This window comes from Bradyrhizobium sp. IC3195, assembly GCF_020193585.1.
GTDB lineage: Bacteria > Pseudomonadota > Alphaproteobacteria > Rhizobiales > Xanthobacteraceae > Bradyrhizobium > Bradyrhizobium yuanmingense.
Map to the genome: position 1 here is coordinate 130414 of NZ_JADYVG010000007.1, position 18576 is coordinate 148989.

The window sequence follows — 18576 nt, forward strand, 5'->3', positions numbered from 1 at the left end:
AAGATATTTCCCAGCAAGATCAGACAAAAATACCGTTTCCCGGGACGCTGCGGCTTGACAGCGGAATTGCCCGCGGTAGGCACTGGAAGACTGCCACGCGGCAGCCTGATTCGTGCGGGCAATGGCGGTGTGGGCGGCGCGGAATTTGCTTGGGAATCGCCTTCAAGACGCCGTCATTCCGTATCAGTCCGCCAGATCAGTCCGCCAAGCGCGAGCAACCCAGGCGAGCAGAGGGACCGACCCGATGGGGCTTTCGAGATCGATGGCAAGGCCGGCGAACGGCCTCCCGGCGCTCGCCGGCCTCGTGGCTGCGATGGTCCTGCTGGCGCTGCCGGGGCTCGCCCATGCGCAGGGCGCGGTGCGCTCCGTCCATGGCGACTGGCAGATCCGCTGCGACACCCCGCCGGGCGCCCAGACCGAGCAATGCGCCCTGATCCAGAGCGTGGTGGCGGAAGACCGCTCCAATGCCGGCCTGACCGTGATCGTGCTCAAGACCGCCGACCAGAAGAGCCGGCTGATGCGCGTGGTCGCTCCGCTCGGGGTCCTGTTGCCCTCCGGCCTCGGGCTCAAGCTCGACAACCAGGACGTCGGCCGCGCCGGCTTCGTCCGCTGCCTGCCCAATGGCTGCGTCGCCGAGGTCGTGCTGGAAGACAAGCTGCTCGGCCAGCTCCGCAGCGCCAAGACCGCGACCTTCATCATCTTCGAGACGCCGGAAGAAGGCATCGGCTTCCCGCTTAGCCTGAACGGACTGGGTGAGGGCTATGACAAGCTGCCGTAGCAGCGGCTAACCTTGACAATCCTTTTGTTTCCGTAATGTGAGGCTTCGCGCTCTCGCGGAACCGATCCGAAACCATTATCTTGCCCCACATCCCCGGCTAATGGACGGACGCATGACCAATCCTGCCACGACCTCCCTGCTCGACCGTGCCAATCTCGACCGCGACCAGGTTCGCAGCGAGGTCGCGCGTGGGCTTTCCGGCGCCGACGACGGCGAGCTGTTCCTGGAATACAGCCAGACCGAAGCGCTGATGTTCGACAATGGGCGGCTGAAGCAGGCGACCTACGACACCTCGCAGGGTTTTGGCCTGCGCGCCGTCAAGGACGATGCGGTCGGCTACGCGCATTCCTCCGACGTCTCGCTGCCGGCGCTGATCCGCGCTGCCGATGCGGTTGCCGCCGTGCGCGGCGGCTACTCCGGCAGCTTCTCGGCGCCGCCGCCGCATACCAATGTCCGCCTCTATGGCGACGACAATCCCCTGGATGCCCCAGGCTTCGAGACAAAAGTAAAACTGCTCGCCGAGATCGACGCTTACCTGCGCGACAAGGATCCACGGGTGCGGCAGGTCAGCGTCAGTCTCGGCGCGACCTGGCAGGTCGTCGAGATCCTGCGGCCCGACGGTGAGAGCTATCGCGACATCCGTCCGCTGGTGCGCGTCAACATCTCCGTCGTCGCCGGCCAGGGCGACCGCCAGGAGAGCGGCAGCAAGGGCTATGGCGGCCGCGCCGGCTATGCCGAGTTCATCGAGAGCAGGAATTGGCGCGAGGCCGCCGACGGCGCGCTGCGCGAGGCGCTGGTCAATCTGGAGTCGATTCCGGCGCCCGCCGGCGAGATGGACGTCGTGCTCGGCGCCGGCTGGCCCGGCGTGATGCTGCATGAAGCGGTCGGCCACGGCCTCGAGGGCGACTTCAATCGCAAGAAGACATCTGCTTTTGCGGGCCTGATGGGCCAGCAGGTCGCGGCCAAGGGCGTCACCGTGGTCGACGACGGCACCATCGCCTCGCGCCGCGGCTCGCTGTCGATCGACGACGAGGGCACGCCGACCAATCGCACCGTGCTGATCGAGGACGGCATCCTGGTCGGCTACATGCAGGACCGCCAGAACGCACGGCTGATGAACATGAAGCCGACCGGCAACGGCCGTCGCCAGGGTTATGCCCATCTGCCGATGCCGCGCATGACCAACACCTACATGCTCGCCGGCGACCGCGATCCGGCCGAGATCATCGCCTCGGTGAAGAACGGCGTGTTCGCCGCGAATTTCGGCGGCGGACAGGTCGACATCACCTCGGGCAAATACGTGTTCCAGTGCACCGAGGCCTACAAGATCGAGAACGGCAAGATCGGGGCGCCCCTGAAAGGCGCCATGCTGATCGGCAACGGACCGACCGACCTGCATCGCATCCGCATGATCGGCAACGACCTCGCGCTCGACACCGGCATCGGCACCTGCGGCAAGAACGGCCAGGGCGTGCCTGTCGGCGTCGGCCAGCCGTCGCTGCTGATGGAACGCATCACCGTGGGTGGAACCGGCGCATGAGCGTTGAAGACAAGGTCACGGTCAGCCCCAAGCGCAAAAGCAGCGGCTGGGGCGGACAGATCGCTCAGCTCGCCGGCATCGTCGCCGCGGTCTTCATCGCCAAGGGCGCGCTCGCCGAGCCGTTCTACGTGCCTTCGGGCTCGATGGAGCCGACGCTCCTGATCGGTGATGCGCTGCTCGCCTCGAAATTCCCCTATGGCTACGGCACCTCGTCGCTGCCGATCCAGATCAGCCTGCCGGAAAGCGGCCGCGTGTTCGCGGAGACGCCGAAGCTCGGCGACGTCGTCGTCTTCCGCTGGCCCGGCGATCGTTCGCAGGCCTGGGTCAAGCGCGTCGTGGGCCTGCCCGGCGACCGCATCCAGATGCGGCAGGGCCAGCTCTTCATCAACGACCGTCCGGCCGAGCTGAAGCCGGACGGCGTCGGCGCCGCCGAGAACGACAGCGGCGGCAGCGAGCCCGCCTATCGCTATGTCGAGACGCTGCCGAACGGCGTCTCGCATCTGATCTTCAAGATGCGCGACAGCGGTCCGCTCGACAACACGCCCGAGGTGACGGTCCCGACCGGGCATCTGTTCGTGCTCGGCGACAACCGCGACAATTCCGCCGACAGCCGCGTGCCGCTGCGCTCCGGCGGCGTCGGCCTGCTGCCGATCGACAATCTGATCGGCCGTGCGGACGCCGTGGTCGGCTCCTGGGACCTCGGCATGCGCAGCCAGCCGGTATGGACCTGGCTGTCCGGATTCAGGCTGTCGCGGTTCTTCACCGCCGTGCACTGACCGGTCGCAGGTGAGCAAGGACGAATTCCTCGCGCTCGCCTTACGCAATCCGGTCAACGCCGCGATCGCCGACGAGCTGCATCGACTTGCATTACCGGATGCATGGCTGGTGTCGGGATGCCTGGTGCAGACGGTATGGAACGTGCTCACGGGGCGCCCGATCGACCACGGCATCGCCGATTACGACGTGTTCTATTTCGGCGCCGACACATCGTGGGAGGCCGAGGACGCGGTGATCCGCACCCTCCATGCGCGCCTCGCGCATCTCGGCGCCAAGATCGAGGTCCGCAACCAGGCCCGCGTGCACATGTGGTACCCGGCCAAGCACGGCCTGCCGTATCCGCCGCTGAGAAGCTCGAGGGAAGGCATCGACCGCTTCCTCACGCAGAACACACAGGTCGGCGTCAGGCGCGCAAGCGATGGCCACGAAGTCTACGCACCGCGCGGGTTTGACGACATTGCGGCACTGATCGCGCGGCCAAATCCAGGACCGAATTTTTCCGCGGCGAACTACGAAGCGAAGGCTAAGCGCTGGAAAGCGCTGTGGCCGGAGATCACGGTGATCGCGGCGGAGTGAGGTGCCTCACGTGTCCCGTCTCTGCAGTGCGGCGCTGAAGAAGCGCCGCCATAGCGCGTCGAAGACGCGCGTAAACGCGCTGATGGCGTCCGGGGCACGAGTATGGATGCTACCGCACCACGCCCGACGTGAACCCCGCCTTCCTTCGCGGCGGCTTGATTTCCTTCTTCAGGAAGCAGCGCGCCTCGCGCCCGGTGTAGCCGGGGCGGGCATAGGTGAAGGCGCGGCATTTGTTGTCGGCGGTGCAGGCGGCCTTGCAGGCCTCGACGCTTTCGCCGTCCTTGAGCTCGAAATTGCGCAAGTCGCCGCCGGGACGGTCGATCGACGTCTCGACGCCTTCGACGCGCGGCTCGATCACGCCGGCGCCGCGCACCCCGGAGATACAGCAGCTACCCGGCACGCGGGCCGGCACGGTGTTCTTCAGCCAGCACACGGCCGAGCCGCCTTCGACATCGGGATAGTTGAAGCTCCAGGAGCGGCAACGGCGATCGCGCTCGCACAGCAGCGCGCAATCCTCGGGATCGCCGGAGGTGACGGGCGTACTGAAATAGTCGCCGCCGGGCCGGTCGAACGCCGTCTGGGCAAGCGCCGGCGCGCTCGCAAACGCAAGCGAAAGCAGCGTGACACATGCCGCGGCGCTGGCCATGATGGCCCCGGACAGGCGGCCCTTCCACATCGGAACAGCTTTCGAATTATTGACGACGCTCAGGTTTTTCAGCCGGTCATTTGATCGCCGCAAACCTGTATGGGCGATGAACGGCTGAATCCTGGGTGCCCGGCTGCAGAGTCTAGAACGCGTATTCTGCGTAGGCCGGTTCCACCGAGCCCTTCCAGGGTCCGTTGAATTTATCCAGCATCTCCTCGGCCGGCGTCCGGCCGGAATCGATGATGCGATCGAGCGGCTCGAGATGCCGGGTTTCGTCGCGGCCGAGTTGATCGATCCGGCCGCGCCGGCGCAGGCCGGCATGGGCAAGAACGAGGCATTCCTTGGCGATCTCGAACAGATAGCGGTCCTTGATCCGCGCCTTGAAGCCCATGCGCGGCACGTCGTCGCGCAGGGCTTGGCGTTCATGCGCGCTCCAGTGCTTGACGATCTCCCAGGCGGCATCGAGCGAGGCATCGTCGTAGAGCAGCCCGACCCAGAACGCCGGCAGCGCCGGCAAGCGGCCCCACGGGCCGCCGTCCGAGCCGCGCATCTCGAGATAGCGCTTGAGCCGCACTTCCGGGAAGATCGTCGAGAGGTGGTTGGCCCAGTCCGACAAGGTCGGACGCTCGCCGGGAAGGTTGTTGTTGCGGCCGTCGAAGAAGGCGCGGAACGAGGAGCCCGAGACGTCGATGTACTCCTCGCCGCGCTTGACGAAATACATGGGCACGTCCAGCGCATAATCGACATAGCGCTCGAACCCCATGCCGTCCTCGAACGCCCACGGCATCATGCCCGCGCGCGCATTGTCGGTGTCGCGCCAGATCTCGGACCGGAACGAGAGGAAGCCGTTCGGCCTGCCCTCGGTGAACGGTGAATTAGCGAACAGTGCAGTTGCGACCGGCTGAAGCGCGAGCGAGACGCGCAGCTTCTTGACCATGTCGGCTTCGGAGGAGAAGTCGAGATTGGTCTGCACCGTGCAGGTCCGGTACATCATGTCGAGGCCGTATTGGCCGACCTTCGGCATGTAATTGGTCATGATCTTGTAGCGGCCCTTGGGCATCACCGGGATATCGGCGCGCGACCAGGACGGCGTCATGCCGAGGCCGAGGAAGCCGATGCCGAGCGGGGTTGCGATCTCGCGCACCTGCGCCAAGTGCGCCATCAGCTCGCTCTGGGTCTGGTGCACGTTCTCGACCGGCGCGCCGGACAGCTCGAACTGTCCGCCGGGCTCGAGCGAGATGGCGCCGCCGCCGGTGACGTCGTAGAGGCCGATGATGTTGCCCTGCTCCATGATCGGCTCCCAGCCGAGCAGGAGCTTCATGCCTTCGAGCAGCGCGCCGATGCCGCGCGCGCCCTCGTAAGGCACCGGACGATGGTCGTCGAGCGTGAACGGCGTTTTCTCGTGCTCGGTGCCCATGCGGAACTCGGACGGGTCCTTGCAGCCTGCCTCGAACCACGCGACGAGCTCGTCGCGTGATTGCAGCGGCGTCATGTCGATCTGGTCTCGCGCCATATCAAACTCTAATCAAAAGCGCTTCGACCGAACGCGCGCGGGTGACAGGGACGGCCCGCGAACCCACCGGTTGCACGGGCGAGCGGGTTTGCCGCGCGATCATCGCGATGGCATGGTTTCGTTGGCGGCCGCGGGCGGCAGTTTCATCTCGCCGCACGAGCAGCCCAGGCGATCGAGCAGATTGCTGAGCTTGACGGCGTCGGCGTCCGACAGTTTCGAGCCGACATATTTCTCGATCGCGGCCGAATAGGCGCCCCACATTCGCTTCTGCAGCTCGCGGCCGGCTTCGGTGATCTCGACGAACTGGCCGCGCTTGTCGATCTTGCATTCGCGCCGCGAGGCGAGGCCCTCGTCGACCAGGCGGTCGATCAGGCGTGAGGTCGAATATTGCGGGATCAGCATCTGCCGCTCGAGCTCGACCGGCCGCAGCTCGCCCGAGGGCGCCCGCGACAGTTCGAGCAGGGCGTCATACCAGGCCAGCGGTGGGAAGCCGGCCTTCTTCAAGTCCTGCTCGACGCAATCGAGCACGCGGCTCTGCACCCGCATCAGGCGGATCCAGGCGGCGGTTGCCTCGGTCGATGGTTTGCGTTTCATGGTCCCGCTCAAGCTCGTCGCCCGTCTCTTACTCCATTCGATGCACCTGCATCAATCTTGACTATTTCAAGCAGGTGCATGTAGTCGTTCTTTCGGCCGAGCCAAGCGTCAGGGGAAGGAAATTCCTCGAAACCGGATGGTTTCCCCGGTGTGTGCCCGCCGTCCCCGCCTCGTGCTCCTGGAGGCCAGCCCGCTCTGTGGCCTGGTCGAGGTCGATAGCGGCGCAAAGAAGCCCGAAATGGTGAGGATTATCTGAAGTTGGGGCCTCCTTCGGGCCAAGTCCCTGCGCTGGGCCTCGACGGCAATCAGATCGTGACGGAAGGCCAAGTGATTGTCCAGATGATCGCCGGTCAGCTCTGGTCCGCCGTTCGCGAAGCGTGACGGGCGGGGTCGACGAAGAGCCGGACCGATGATTCGGCTCTTTGCTTGCGTCATTCGCTAATCCGATGATTCGCGATGCGCTGACGGGGATTTTACGAGCATTGTCCGGGTTAACAGTAACTCCGCCTTTTGCGCTCCGCGGACGTCGCCATCCTTGTGAGAGCAATCCTCCTGTGCCTCAACTTCAGCGCGGGACAGGACGCTAACCGTCGGACCGGAAAGCTATTGTGACGACTGTAATCCTCCTCCTGCTCGCGAGCGCAATCACCGGCTTGGCGACGGGTCTATTCTTCCGAGTCTGGACTCTATTGCTGGTCTCGCCGGCGACTGCGATCCTTGCCGCGACGGTGCTTCAGACCTCGGGCTTTGGATTCTGGACGGGCGTTCCAATCATCGTCGGCTGCCTGATTGCCGGCCAGGTCGCCTATTTGGCGGCGACGTTCTACGTGCACAGAGGTGAGCTTTCAGTGCAGGACGAGATCGACGGCGAACCAGGCAAGCACGGCCAGCGCAACATCAAAGACGAGGACGAGTAAGACCAGGCCAAACCACGAAGGAATTTTTCTGCGCCACCGGAGGAGCCTGCGGCGGCGCCACGGCCGATCCAGCAGCAACAAGGGGGCGTATCTTACCGCAACGCCGGCTGCGCTGTCTTGAGACACCGTGGGGATCATTGCGAGACACCTTCAATGTCGATGGGCCATCCGGTGGATCATCAGCAAGAGCGGTGCCAGGGCGAAGCGAGCGTGGCCGGGGTGGAGGATTGGGTGCTGGGGTGAGACGAAAGCGCATCAATCGATGTGACAAGGCTCAAGGCAGAGCGCCCAAGCGATGATCCAGCCCTTCCTTTTGTGAACCATCTGATCCGCGGCGACGTCGAAGGAGCATCTCCAGGAGACAATTGCCTCCATGAACATGATCGTCCTCATGACCGCCGCCGGCGCGCCGCTGGCGATGCTCGGGCTCTCGACGCCGGTCGCGTCGCAGCGCAATTGCATCTTCATGATCCATCCGCAGATCACCTCGGCTGTGTTCGAGAGCAAGGAAGGCAAGATCGTCTTTCCGGACCGGCCGACCGAATATCCCTGCCGCTACGCCAGGACGAAGAGCGGCGCGGACGTCGCCTTTACCAACCAGAATGGTTGGCGTTTCAAGGTGCGCATCGGCCGCGGCGACGAGGGCAGCTGGAAGGCCCGTCTCGACGACGATGTCGTCGGAGGGCGCGCCTTCTCGCCGTTCGGAGACAGCAAATGAAGAAGGCCGGATCGATGATCCGGCCTTTATTTGCGTAGCCCGGATGAAGCGAAGCGCAATCCGGGGTTCTCGCGTTGAAGGACTGCTCCCGGATTTCGCTTGCGCTCCATCCGGGCTACAAGCCTCTCGTCAGGCCGCCGCCTTCTTCGGCGCGAAGCGGCCGTAGAAGGTCTCGCCCTTCGCGGCCATCTCCTCGAGCAGCTTCGGCGGGGTGAAGCGCGAGCCGTATTTCGCCTCCAGTCTGTGGCAGAGCTCGACGAACTTCTTCGTGCCCATGAAGTCGATGTAGGACAGCGTGCCGCCCGTGAACGGCGCGAAGCCGAAGCCGAGGATCGAGCCGACATCGGCCTCGCGCGGATCGGTGATGACGTGGTCCTCAACGGTGCGCGCAGCTTCCACCGCCTGCACCACCAGGAAGCGCTGCTTCAGCTCCTCGATATCGAGCGTATCGGGATCGAGCTGCTTCGGCTGCAAGGCCGAGAGGCCCGGCCACAGGCTCTTCTGGCCCTTGCCCTTCTCGGGGTAATCGTAGAAGCCCTTGCTGTTCTTGCGGCCGAGCCGGCCCTGCTTCTCGACCATCTCCACCATCAGCTTCTTCTGCTCGGGATTGATCGCGTTGGGGCCGAGATCGGCTTCGGTCGCCTTCATGATCTTGAGACCGAGATCGAGCGCGACCTCGTCCGAGAGCGAGAGCGGGCCGACCGGCATGCCGGCCATCTTGGCGCAGTTCTCGATCATCGCGGGCGGCACGCCCTCCAGGAACATCTCGTTGCCTTCGGCGACGTAGCGGCCGACGCAGCGATTGGCGAAGAAGCCTCTGGAGTCGTTGACCACGATCGGCGTCTTGCCGATCTGGCGGACGTAGTCGAGCGCGGTCGCGAGCGCGACGTCGCCGGTGTTCTTGCCGAGGATGATCTCGACCAGCATCATCTTCTCGACCGGCGAGAAGAAGTGAATGCCGATGAACTTCCCCTGATCCTTAAAACTCTCGGCCAGCGAGGTGATCGGCAGCGTCGAAGTGTTGGAGGCGAAGATCACATCAGGCTTCAGATATTGCTGCGCCTTGGCAAAAGTCTCCGCCTTGACCTTGCGGTCCTCGAACACGGCCTCGATGACGAGGTCGACGTCCTTCAGCGCGGCGTAGTCCGCGGTCGGCGTGATGCGCGCGAGCAGCGCTTCGGCGTCCGCGGGCTTGGCGCGGCCCTTCTTGATCTGCTCCTCGATCACCTTCTGGGCATGCGCCTTGCCCTTGTCGGCGCTCTCCTGGTCGCGATCGATCAGGACGACGTCGAGGCCGGCGCGGGCCGAGACATAGCCGACGCTCGCGCCCATGAAGCCGGCGCCGATCACGGCGATCTTCTTCACCTTGGTCGCGGGCACATCCTTGGGACGGCGCGCGCCCTTGTTGAGCTCCTGCATCGACAGGAACAGGCTGCGGATCATCGCAGCCGCTTCCTTGGAGCGCAGCACCGAGGTGAAGTAGCGCGACTCCACCCGCAGCGCGGCGTCGATCGGCAGCTGCAGGCCCTCATAGACGCAGCTCATGATCGCCCGCGCGGCCGGGTAATTGTCGTAGGTCTCGCGGCGATAGATCGCGTTGCCGGCCGGGAACATCATCATGCCGGCCTTGGAGAACACCGGGCCGCCGGGCAGCTTGAAGCCCTTCTCGTCCCACGGCGCGACGGCCTTGCCGCCGCCCTTGATCCAGTCCTTGGCGGCTTTGATGAGGTCGGCTGCGGGCACGATGGCGTGAATCAAATTCAGCGCCTTGGCCTTGTCGACGGTGACGGGGTCGCCCTTGAGCAGGATGGTCATGGCGTCCTGCGGCGGCACCAGGCGCGGCACGCGCTGCGTGCCGCCGGCGCCGGGGAATAGGCCGACCTTGACCTCGGGCAGGCCGAGGCGCGTCTTGGGATTCTCCGCCGCGACGCGATAATGGCAGCACAGCGTGATCTCGAAGCCGCCGCCGAGCGCGAGCCCGTTGATCGCCGCCGCCCACGGCTTGCCTGAGGTTTCAATTCCGCGCAGCACCTGCGAGAAGCGCCGGCTCTGGTCGAACAGCATCTGGTTCGCCGCGGTCTCGCCCTGCTCCTTGAAAACCTTCGCATAGGCCTGGTTCATGCCTTCGAGCATGGACAGGTCGGCGCCGGCGCAGAACGCTTCCTTGGCCGAGGTGATGACGACGCCCTTCACCGCGGCATCCGCCGTGGTCGCCTTGACGATCGCCTCGAGCTCGTTGGTCGAGGTCTCGTCGAGCACGTTCATGGAGCGGCCTGGGATGTCCCAGGTGACGAGCGCAATACCGTCGGAATCGGTCTCAACCTTGAAGTTCTTGTACGACATGTTGGTTGCTCCTCAACCCTTAGACGCGCTCGATGATGGTCGCGGTGCCCATGCCGCCGCCAATGCACAGCGTGACCAGGGCGGTGGACTTGTTGGTGCGCTCGAGCTCGTCGAGCACGGTGCCGAGGATCATTGCGCCGGTGGCCCCCAGCGGGTGACCGAGCGCGATCGCGCCGCCATTTACGTTGATCTTGGCATTGTCGATGTCGAAGGCCTGGATGTAGCGCAGCACGACCGAGGCGAAAGCCTCGTTGAGCTCGAACAGGTCGATGTCCGACTTCTTCATGCCGGAGCGCGCGAACAGCTTCTCGGTGACGTCGACCGGACCGGTCAGCATCATCGCCGGCTCCGAGCCGATGTTGGCGAATGCGCGGATCTTGGCGCGCGGCTTCAGGCCGTACTTGCTGCCAGCTTCCTTGCTGCCGAGCAGCACGGCGCCGGCGCCGTCGACGATGCCCGAGGAATTGCCGGCATGGTGCACGTAGTTGACGCGCTCGATCTCCGGGTGCGACTGGATCGCGACGCCGTCGAAGCCGCCCATCTGCGCCATCATCGTGAACGACGGCTGCAGCTGCGCCAGCGACTGCATCGTCGTCGAGGGGCGCATGTGCTCGTCCTTGGCGAGGATGGTGAGGCCATTGATGTCCTTCACCGGCACCACGGATTTGTTGAAGCGGCCTTCGTCCCAGGCCTTGCCGGCGCGCTGCTGGCTCTGCACGGCGTAGGCGTCGACGTCGTCGCGCGAGAAGCCGTATTTGGTGGCGATCAGATCGGCCGACACGCCCTGCGGCATGAAATAGGCCGGCACCGCCATCGAGGGATCCATCGGCCAGGCCCCGCCGGAGGCGCCGATGCCGACGCGGCTCATCGACTCGGCGCCGCCGCCGATCACGAGCTCATGCTGGCCGCTCATGATCTGCGCTGCGGCGAAGTTCACGGCATCGAGGCCGGAGGCGCAGAAGCGGCTGATCTGCACGCCCGGGACGGCCTCGCCGAGGCCGGCCTTCAGCGCCGCGAAGCGCGCGATGTCGGAGCCGGCTTCGCCAACCGGATCGACGACGCCGAGCACGACGTCATCGACCGAATCCTCAGGCAAATTATTGCGGTCCTTCAGCGCCTTCAGCGGCACGGTCGCGAGCGCGAGGGCGGTGACTTCGTGCAGCGCGCCGTCCGGCTTGCCGCGGCCGCGCGGGGTGCGAACGTGGTCGTAGATGAATGCCTCAGGCATGACGCCCTCCTGATGTGATGTTCGGTACGATTGGGAGCAGGCAGCGGAAGCAGGCTCAGAACGCTTCCGCCGGCAGTTCCATGATGGTGGCGCAACCGGCCTGGATGCGCGCGAGATTGGCGGCGGTCTCCGGCAGCATCCGCTCCATGAAGAAGCGGCCGGTGACGAGTTTTGTGGAGAGATAGGGCGTCGCCCCGCTCTCGGCAATCTTGGCATTCGTCACCTTGGCCATCCGCGCCCACATGTAGCCGAGCGCGACGAAGCCGAAGAGATGCAGGTAATCGGTTGCGGCGGCACCGGCATTGTCGGGCTTAGCCATCGCGTTCTGCATCAGCCAGGTCGTCGCCTGCTGCAGATGGCCGAGCGAGGTCGAGAGCGGCGTGATGAAGGGCTTCAGCGCCTCGTCGCCGCCGTTCTCCTTGGCGAACGCCATGACCTCGCCGAAGAAGGCCATGATGGCGCGGCCGCCGTCGCGCGGCAGCTTGCGGCCGACGAGGTCGAGCGCCTGGATGCCGTTGGCGCCTTCATAGATCATGGCGATGCGCGCATCGCGCACGAACTGTTCCATGCCCTGCTCGGCGATGTAGCCGTGGCCGCCATACATCTGCTGCGCCTGCACCGCGTTGGCGAAGCCGTAATCGGTGAGGAAGCCCTTCAGCACCGGCGTCATCAGGCCCATGTGATCGTCGGCGGCCTGGCGGTCCTTGGGGTCTTCGGAGCGATGGGCGACGTCGCTCTTCAGCGCGGTCCACATCACGAAAGCGCGCGCAGCCTCGTTGAACGCGCGGATCGAGAGCAGCGTGCGGCGCACGTCGGGATGCACGATGATCGGGTCGGCCTGCTTGTCCGGCGCCTTGGCGCCGGTGAGCGCGCGGCCCTGGATGCGCTCGCGGGCATAGGCGACCGCGTTCTGATAGGCGACCTCGGACTGCGCGAGGCCCTGCACGGCGACGCCGAGCCGGGCCTCGTTCATCATCACGAACATGCCCTGCATGCCCTTGTTCTCTTCGCCGATCAGCCAGCCGGTGGCGTTGTCGTAGTTCATCACGCAGGTCGAATTGCCGTGGATGCCCATCTTGTGCTCGATCGAGCCACAGACGACGCCGTTGCGCGCGCCCACCGAACCGTCGGCATTGACCAGGAACTTCGGCACCACGAACAGCGACACGCCCTTGATGCCGGCCGGCGCGCCCTCGATGCGGGCGAGCACGAGATGGATGATGTTGTCGGCGAGATCGTGCTCACCGGCCGAGATGAAGATCTTGGTGCCCGTGATCTTGAAGCTGCCGTCCGCCTGCCGCACTGCCTTGGTGCGGAGCATGCCGAGATCGGTGCCGCAATGCGGCTCGGTGAGGTTCATGGTGCCGGTCCATTCGCCGGCCACCATCTTCGGCACGTAGGTCTTCTTCTGCTCGGGCGTGCCGTGCACCAAGAGCGCCGCGGTCGCGCCCATGGTGAGGCCGCCATACATCGAGAACGCCATGTTGGCGGAGATCTGGAATTCATTGACCGCCTGGCTCAGCGTCACCGGCAGGCCCTGGCCGCCATATTCGGTCGGCGCCGACAGGCCGAGCCAGCCGCCCTCGGCGACCTGCTTGAACGCCTCCTTGAACCCCTTCGGCGTGGCGACGCTGCCATCATCCGCGCGCTTGCAGCCTTCGAGATCGCCGACGCGGTTGAGCGGCTGCAGCACCTCTTCGGCGAGCTTGGCGGCTTCGCCGAGGATGGCCTCGCGCACGTCGCTGGACGCATCGGAGAAGCCGGCGAGATTGTCGTAGCGATCGATCTGGAAGACGTCGTTGAGCAGGAAGTTCACGTCTTCGACGGGGGCTTTATAGATCGGCATGGTGGTCTCCCGGCATGGGGCTTGAGGAGGATGTTGGGCTTATGATTGGGCGGCGGCAAGCTGCTCCGCCATCAGGCGGTGCAGCATGTTGATCGCCTTGAGCGGACGCACCATCACCTTGAAGTGGGTGATGCGCCCCTCGCTATCGAAGCTGATGATGTCGACGCCGTTGATCTCGATGCCGTCGATGACATTCTTGAATTCGAGCACCGCGCCATTGTCGCTGCGCCACTCGCCGACATAGGTGAAGCCGGGGCCGCCGAGCACCTTCTCGGCGCTGGAGAGGTATTTGAAGGTGATGTCGCGGCCGCGCTGCGGCGTATGCACGACGGGGCTTTCGAACACGGCGTCGGGATGCAGCAAGTCCCAGAGCGCAGCGCGGTCGTGAGACTTCATGTAGGCGTACCAGGAATCGAGGCCGGTCATTCTCAGGTGCCTCCCTAGGCTAAGGGCAAAAGTGCGAAAACAACCCCATGCACAGTAGCGAGGAGATTGATTTCACTTGATTATTCAGTCGGGCCTGTGGCCCGCCTGCACGCTGCCTCATATGCACATTGACGCATATGCGCCGATGCGCATAAAGTCAAGCAGCTTGGTCAAACCTAAAGAAGGGGGCCGATCATGGCACTGGGCGACGCAATCCTCGCATGCCTGACGGAACGCCCGATGACGGGCTACGAACTCGCCAAGACGTTCGATTCCTCGATCGGCTTCTTCTGGAAGGCCGACCATCAGCAGATCTACCGCGAGCTCTCCAAGCTGCGGGACCGCGGCTACATCCAGGGCCGCGAGGTCGTGCAGTCGGGCAAGCCCAATAAACTGATCTATACGCTGACTCCCGAGGGCCGAACAGCACTGCGGCACTGGGCCGCGCGGCCAAGCACGCCGCCCTCGATCAAGGACGACCTCCTGGTGCGGCTGCACGCGCTCGACAGCATCGACATCGAGCCCATGCGCACCGACCTGATGGCCCGCCTGGAGCACCACCGCGACCGCCACGCCAATTACGAGCGCATCCTGAAGAAGCGCTTTCCCGACGGCACGGCGGAGGGACGGCTCGATCTCGGCAATCTGCTGCTGCTCCAGCTCGGCGCCCGCCACGAGCAGATGGTGGCCGACTTCTGCGAGGAGGCGCTGGAAGCGCTGTCGGCGATGAGCGGCAAGGCGACGGTGGTACCGCTGGAGGATGGCAAGCGCGAGAAGGGCTGAGGGCGCCGACGTTACGCGAGCCCTTTCCGCCTCCTCGCTGTCATCGCCCGCGAAGGCGGGCGATCCAGTATTCCAGAGACGGCGCGGCTAGAGCCGAGGAGCCGCGGCGTACTGGATGCCCCGCCTTCGCGGGGCATGACACCGGTTTGTTTCGGGACCGGATGAGCGACACAACACCGCCCCCCAGTTCCCGCCGCCCAACTTTAAGACAGCGGCTCCGCATTCCTTAACTCGTTATTTACCGTAACAGGAAAAAGTCGGTTTTCGAGGCAGACGACCCGCGCCAAATTCGATTGTCTTTGCAACCGGCACGCGTGGGGAAGCTGGAGGCGCCGGGGTGGGGTGCCGAAGTCGGAACCGGACAGAGTCATGAATTCGCGCGTATCGTGGAGTGTCGACGGCATCGATCCATCCGTCCGGGAGCGGGCCGAGGCTGCTGCGCGCCGTGCCGGCATGTCGCTCAACGATTGGCTGAACTCCACGCTCGGCGATACTGCCCCGCCCAACTTCCGCGGATCCTACGATCAGCGTCCGCAGCACGTGCCGAGCCAAGGACCGAGTCAGGAGAGCCGCGAAGTCGCCGACATCCACCAGCGGCTCGACGCGATCACCCAGCAGATCGAGCGGATCTCGAAACCCGCGCCGCGCCAAGACTCCTCAAGACAAGACGCCTCAAGACAAGACGCCTCACGACCAGACGTCTCGCGTGAGCAGGGCGTCGCGCGCCAGCTCAACGATGCGATCTCGCGGCTCGACGCGCGCCTGTCGCAAATCTCCCGTCCACAGCGGCAAGCGCCGCAGCCGCAGGCCCCTCGCCCCACCCCGGCCGAGACGCGTCAGCGCCAGGCCGATGCCGTCGAGCGCGCCGCCGCGCAGGTCTATCGCGGCTCACCACCCCTGAGCCCGGCTTCGTTCGACGTCGCGGTCGCCGAGATCACCGCGCGCCAGAGCGAGCTCGACGGCTTTGCGCCGCGGCAGATGCCGCCGCGTGCCGCGCCGCCGCTTGCGCCAACGGCTCCTTACGCGCCGCCGATGGCACCGCCCGCCCCTAACTATGCGCCGCCGCCACCGCAGCCGGGGCCGGATTTCTCCGCGCTCGAGCGCCATCTGCTCAAGATCACGAGCCAGATCGAATCGCTGCAGCGGCCTGACAATACCGAGCAGGCCATCAACGCCTTCCGCAGCGAGCTGGCCGAAATCCGCGCCGCCATCACCGAGGCGATGCCGCGGCGCGCGATCGAATCGATCGAGAACGAGATCCGCTCGCTGCATCGCCGGATCGACGAGACCCGCTCCAACGGCACCGACGGGCAGGTTCTTGCCGGCATCGAGCGCGCACTGTCCGACATCAAGCAGGTGCTGCGCACACTGACGCCGGCCGAGCAGCTCACCGGCTACGACGAGGCGATCCGCAATCTCGGCGCCAAGCTCGACCTGATCCTGCGCGCCAATGACGATCCCTCGACCGTGCAGCAGCTCGAAGGCGCGATCGCGGCGCTGCGCGCCATCGTCTCCAACGTCGCCTCCAACGAGGCGCTGGCGCGGCTATCCGAGGACGTACAGCTGCTGTCGTCCAAGGTCGACCAGATCACCCGCGCCTCCGGCCATGGCGACAGCTTCGCGGCGCTGGAGCAGCGCATCGCGGCGCTCACGGCGGCGCTGGAAACCCGCGAGCGGCCGCAGCCGTCCGAGAGCACCGAGCATCTCGAAGCTGCGATCCGCGCGCTGTCGGACCGTTTCGACCGCATGCAGGTCGGCAACGATTCCGCCTCGACCTTCGCCCATCTCGAGCAGCGTGTTTCCTATCTCCTGGAGCGGATCGAGGCCGCCGCCGATCCGCGCAACGGCAATTTGAGCCGCGTCGAGGACGGGCTGCACGACATCCTCAGGCACCTGGAACGGCAGCAGGCGACCTATGCGGCCCTCGCCGAGAGCCGCAGCTCCGCGCCGCCGCCCGATTCCGGCATGGTCGACCTCGTCAAGCGCGAGCTCTCCGACATCCGCTTCAGTCAGGCCGAGACCAACCGGCACACCCAGGACTCGCTCGAGGCCGTCCACAGCGCGCTCGGTCACGTCGTCGATCGCCTCTCGATGATCGAGGGCGATCTGCGCGCGGTGCGCACCGCGCCGCCTCCCCCCGCCCCACAGCCGATGTCGACGCCGATGGCAGCGGCGATGGAGCCGGCGCCGATGGCGCGCGAGCCGCAGCCGCAACCGCCAGCACAGCCGCCGAAATACGATCCGAAGCCCGAGCTACCCAATCCGGCTGCCGCGCAGGCGCCGCCGGCTGCCTTCGTCGCCGCACCGCGCGAGTTCCACGCCGCCACCCCCGCCGCCCCGCCGCCCGTGCCGGCGGCGCCGCCGGTTCCGCCGCGCGCGATCAGCGAGATCCTGGAGCCGCACACGGCGCGCGCTGCACTCGCGCCGGAGCTGCCGCCGGATCACCCGCTCGAGCCGGGCACACGGCCGGGCGGGCGCGTCGCCACGCCGTCGGAACGCATCGCCGCCTCCGAAAGCGCGATCAGCGGAATTGCCGCCGCACCGAAGGAGCCGGTGTCGTCGTCGAGCTTCATCGCGGCCGCCCGCCGCGCGGCGCAAGCTGCCGCCGCACAGCCGCCCGAGAAGCCGGCCCGCGGCGCCAAAGCCGCGATCGCCCGCGCCAAGGAGAAGGGCCAGGAAGGCGGCTCGACCATCACCTCAAAAATCCGCTCGCTGCTGGTCGGCGCGAGCGTGGTCGTGATCGTGCTCGGCACCTTCAAGATGGCGATGAACCTGCTCGAAGGCGGCAGCTCGTCACCGACGCCGCAGGCGATGCAAAACATCCCGAGCGAGCCGGCACCGCAGCCGGCGCCGCCGCCGGTCGAGACCAAGCCAGCCGCGCCCGAGCAGGTCACCCCGTCGATGACATCGCCGACACCGATCGGACGGCAATCGCAGAACAATGCCGCGCCGGCGCCTCTTCCCGGTTCCGGCGGCTCGGCCTCGGTTGAAATCCCGCAAGCGCCTGCCGCGGCGATGCCGCCGGCCTCAAGCGACGTCACCGGCGCGCTGTCGGGCACGAGTCGCGCCAAGCTCGGCGTCGTCCAGGTGCCGCCGAGCGAGAAGCTGCCTGACGGCATCGGCGGCCCGGCCTTGCGCAGCGCCGCGATGAAGGGCGATGCGACCGCGGCCTACGAGATCGGTGTGCGCTTTGCCGAAGGCAAGGGCGTCGCCACGAATTACGACGAAGCGGCGAAGTGGTACGACCGCGCGGCGCAGGCCGGGGTCGTCCCCGCAATCTTCCGCCTCGGCACGCTCTACGAAAAGGGCCTAGGGGTGAAGAAGGACGCCGACATCGCGCGCCGCTACTACACCCAGGCCGCCGAGCGCGGCAACGCCAAGGCGATGCACAATCTCGCCGTGCTCGATGCCGACGGCGGCGGTCGCGGCGCCAATTACAAGAGCGCGGCGCAGTGGTTCCGGAAAGCGGCCGATCGCGGCGTCGCCGACAGCCAGTTCAACCTCGGCATCCTCTATGCCCGCGGCATCGGCGTCGAGCAGAACCTCGCCGAATCCTACAAATGGTTCAACCTGGCAGCTGCCCAGGGCGATGCGGATGCCGCCGGCAAGCGCGACGACGTCGCCAAGCGCCTCGACCCGCAATCGCTGGCGGCCGCCAAGCTCGCGATCCAGACCTTCAGCGCCGAGCCGCAGCCCGACGATGCCGTCAACGTTGCGACCCCGAACGGCGGCTGGGACAGCGCACCGCAGGCCAGCGCGAAGCCGGCCCCCAAGCAAGTGGCGACGAAACGCTCGGCCTCAGCGGCGCATTGAGCCGCATCGCATTCGATCCAACGCTGAGACACCCCGACCCTCTCCGCAAGCGCATGGCTACCGCATATGACCTGTGGC

General features: G+C 66.0%; 15 protein-coding genes. 8 read left to right on the forward strand and 7 right to left on the reverse strand.

The annotated features are described in order from the left end of the window. Positions 1–244: 244 nt before the first annotated feature. From I6F09_RS16485 to I6F09_RS16500, 4 genes are all read left to right on the forward strand, one after another. Entirely contained in the window at positions 245–778 is a 534-nt protein-coding gene (locus I6F09_RS16485; protein ID WP_035996576.1) for an invasion associated locus B family protein, read from the forward strand. 112 nt (positions 779–890) lie between these two features. Further along, on the forward strand, positions 891–2318 hold the full coding sequence (gene tldD / locus I6F09_RS16490; RefSeq protein ID WP_225188527.1) for a metalloprotease TldD: 1428 nt from the start codon (positions 891–893) through the stop codon (positions 2316–2318). Continuing rightward, the gene (gene lepB, locus I6F09_RS16495; protein WP_225128513.1) at positions 2315–3094 is read left to right on the forward strand and encodes a signal peptidase I; all 780 of its coding nucleotides are present in this window, start codon (positions 2315–2317) and stop codon (positions 3092–3094) included. The genes tldD and lepB overlap by 4 nt, the downstream gene beginning before the upstream one ends. 10 nt (positions 3095–3104) lie before the next feature. Further along, a complete protein-coding gene (locus tag I6F09_RS16500) occupies positions 3105–3671 on the forward strand; it encodes a nucleotidyltransferase family protein (RefSeq protein ID WP_035996550.1) in 567 nt (188 codons plus the stop codon). A 109-nt stretch (positions 3672–3780) separates the two neighbouring features. On the opposite strand, the gene I6F09_RS16505 is transcribed toward I6F09_RS16500, so the two are convergent. The 3 genes from I6F09_RS16505 to I6F09_RS16515 all read right to left on the reverse strand — a co-directional run bounded on the left by I6F09_RS16505 (position 3781) and on the right by I6F09_RS16515 (position 6424). Beyond that, on the reverse strand, positions 3781–4347 hold the full coding sequence (locus I6F09_RS16505) for a PAN domain-containing protein (RefSeq protein WP_035996547.1): 567 nt from the start codon (positions 4345–4347) through the stop codon (positions 3781–3783). A gap of 112 nt (positions 4348–4459) precedes the next feature. Further along, positions 4460–5830 (reverse strand): glutamate--cysteine ligase, encoded by a 1371-nt coding sequence (locus I6F09_RS16510; RefSeq protein WP_035996529.1) that lies wholly within the window; start codon positions 5828–5830, stop codon positions 4460–4462. Between the two features lie 99 nt (positions 5831–5929). Beyond that, entirely contained in the window at positions 5930–6424 is a 495-nt protein-coding gene (locus I6F09_RS16515; RefSeq protein ID WP_035996519.1) for a MarR family winged helix-turn-helix transcriptional regulator, read from the reverse strand. A gap of 608 nt (positions 6425–7032) precedes the next feature. On the opposite strand from I6F09_RS16515, the gene I6F09_RS16520 reads away from it, so the two are divergent. Together I6F09_RS16520 and I6F09_RS16525 are read left to right on the forward strand one after the other, a co-directional pair. After that, the gene (locus tag I6F09_RS16520) at positions 7033–7341 is read left to right on the forward strand and encodes a hypothetical protein (protein WP_225171891.1); all 309 of its coding nucleotides are present in this window, start codon (positions 7033–7035) and stop codon (positions 7339–7341) included. 373 nt (positions 7342–7714) lie between these two features. Then, the gene (locus I6F09_RS16525; protein ID WP_225188528.1) at positions 7715–8059 is read left to right on the forward strand and encodes a hypothetical protein; all 345 of its coding nucleotides are present in this window, start codon (positions 7715–7717) and stop codon (positions 8057–8059) included. Positions 8060–8188: 129 nt separating this feature from the next. Here I6F09_RS16525 and I6F09_RS16530 read toward each other — a convergent pair whose 3' ends face one another. Genes I6F09_RS16530 through I6F09_RS16545 form a run of 4 tightly spaced genes read right to left on the reverse strand, consistent with a single transcriptional unit; the run spans position 8189 to position 13902 of the window. Continuing rightward, the gene (locus I6F09_RS16530; RefSeq protein ID WP_225188529.1) at positions 8189–10402 is read right to left on the reverse strand and encodes an FAD-dependent oxidoreductase; all 2214 of its coding nucleotides are present in this window, start codon (positions 10400–10402) and stop codon (positions 8189–8191) included. A gap of 19 nt (positions 10403–10421) precedes the next feature. Next, the gene (locus tag I6F09_RS16535) at positions 10422–11630 is read right to left on the reverse strand and encodes an acetyl-CoA C-acetyltransferase (RefSeq protein ID WP_157285676.1); all 1209 of its coding nucleotides are present in this window, start codon (positions 11628–11630) and stop codon (positions 10422–10424) included. Between the two features lie 55 nt (positions 11631–11685). Further along, on the reverse strand, positions 11686–13476 hold the full coding sequence (locus I6F09_RS16540; protein WP_225188530.1) for an acyl-CoA dehydrogenase C-terminal domain-containing protein: 1791 nt from the start codon (positions 13474–13476) through the stop codon (positions 11686–11688). 39 nt (positions 13477–13515) lie between these two features. Then, entirely contained in the window at positions 13516–13902 is a 387-nt protein-coding gene (locus tag I6F09_RS16545) for a nuclear transport factor 2 family protein (RefSeq protein ID WP_035996505.1), read from the reverse strand. A 195-nt stretch (positions 13903–14097) separates the two neighbouring features. Between I6F09_RS16545 and I6F09_RS16550 the strand changes: the two genes are divergently transcribed. Then, positions 14098–14685, forward strand: coding sequence for a PadR family transcriptional regulator (locus I6F09_RS16550; protein WP_035996500.1), 588 nt, complete (start codon positions 14098–14100; stop codon positions 14683–14685). A 369-nt stretch (positions 14686–15054) separates the two neighbouring features. Next, entirely contained in the window at positions 15055–18498 is a 3444-nt protein-coding gene (locus tag I6F09_RS16555; protein ID WP_225188531.1) for a tetratricopeptide repeat protein, read from the forward strand. Positions 18499–18576 lie beyond the last annotated feature (78 nt).

Coding starts and splice junctions, on each gene's coding strand:
- I6F09_RS16555 (WP_225188531.1), top strand. CDS start 15,055: ATGAATTCGCGCGTATCGTGGAGTGTCGACGGCATCGATCCATCCGTC.
- I6F09_RS16550 (WP_035996500.1), top strand. CDS start 14,098: ATGGCACTGGGCGACGCAATCCTCGCATGCCTGACGGAACGCCCGATG.
- tldD (WP_225188527.1), top strand. CDS start 891: ATGACCAATCCTGCCACGACCTCCCTGCTCGACCGTGCCAATCTCGAC.
- lepB (WP_225128513.1), top strand. CDS start 2,315: ATGAGCGTTGAAGACAAGGTCACGGTCAGCCCCAAGCGCAAAAGCAGC.
- I6F09_RS16525 (WP_225188528.1), top strand. CDS start 7,715: ATGAACATGATCGTCCTCATGACCGCCGCCGGCGCGCCGCTGGCGATG.
- I6F09_RS16505 (WP_035996547.1), bottom strand. CDS start 4,347: ATGTGGAAGGGCCGCCTGTCCGGGGCCATCATGGCCAGCGCCGCGGCA.
- I6F09_RS16515 (WP_035996519.1), bottom strand. CDS start 6,424: ATGAAACGCAAACCATCGACCGAGGCAACCGCCGCCTGGATCCGCCTG.
- I6F09_RS16510 (WP_035996529.1), bottom strand. CDS start 5,830: ATGGCGCGAGACCAGATCGACATGACGCCGCTGCAATCACGCGACGAG.
- I6F09_RS16540 (WP_225188530.1), bottom strand. CDS start 13,476: ATGCCGATCTATAAAGCCCCCGTCGAAGACGTGAACTTCCTGCTCAAC.
- I6F09_RS16545 (WP_035996505.1), bottom strand. CDS start 13,902: ATGACCGGCCTCGATTCCTGGTACGCCTACATGAAGTCTCACGACCGC.
- I6F09_RS16485 (WP_035996576.1), top strand. CDS start 245: ATGGGGCTTTCGAGATCGATGGCAAGGCCGGCGAACGGCCTCCCGGCG.
- I6F09_RS16530 (WP_225188529.1), bottom strand. CDS start 10,402: ATGTCGTACAAGAACTTCAAGGTTGAGACCGATTCCGACGGTATTGCG.
- I6F09_RS16535 (WP_157285676.1), bottom strand. CDS start 11,630: ATGCCTGAGGCATTCATCTACGACCACGTTCGCACCCCGCGCGGCCGC.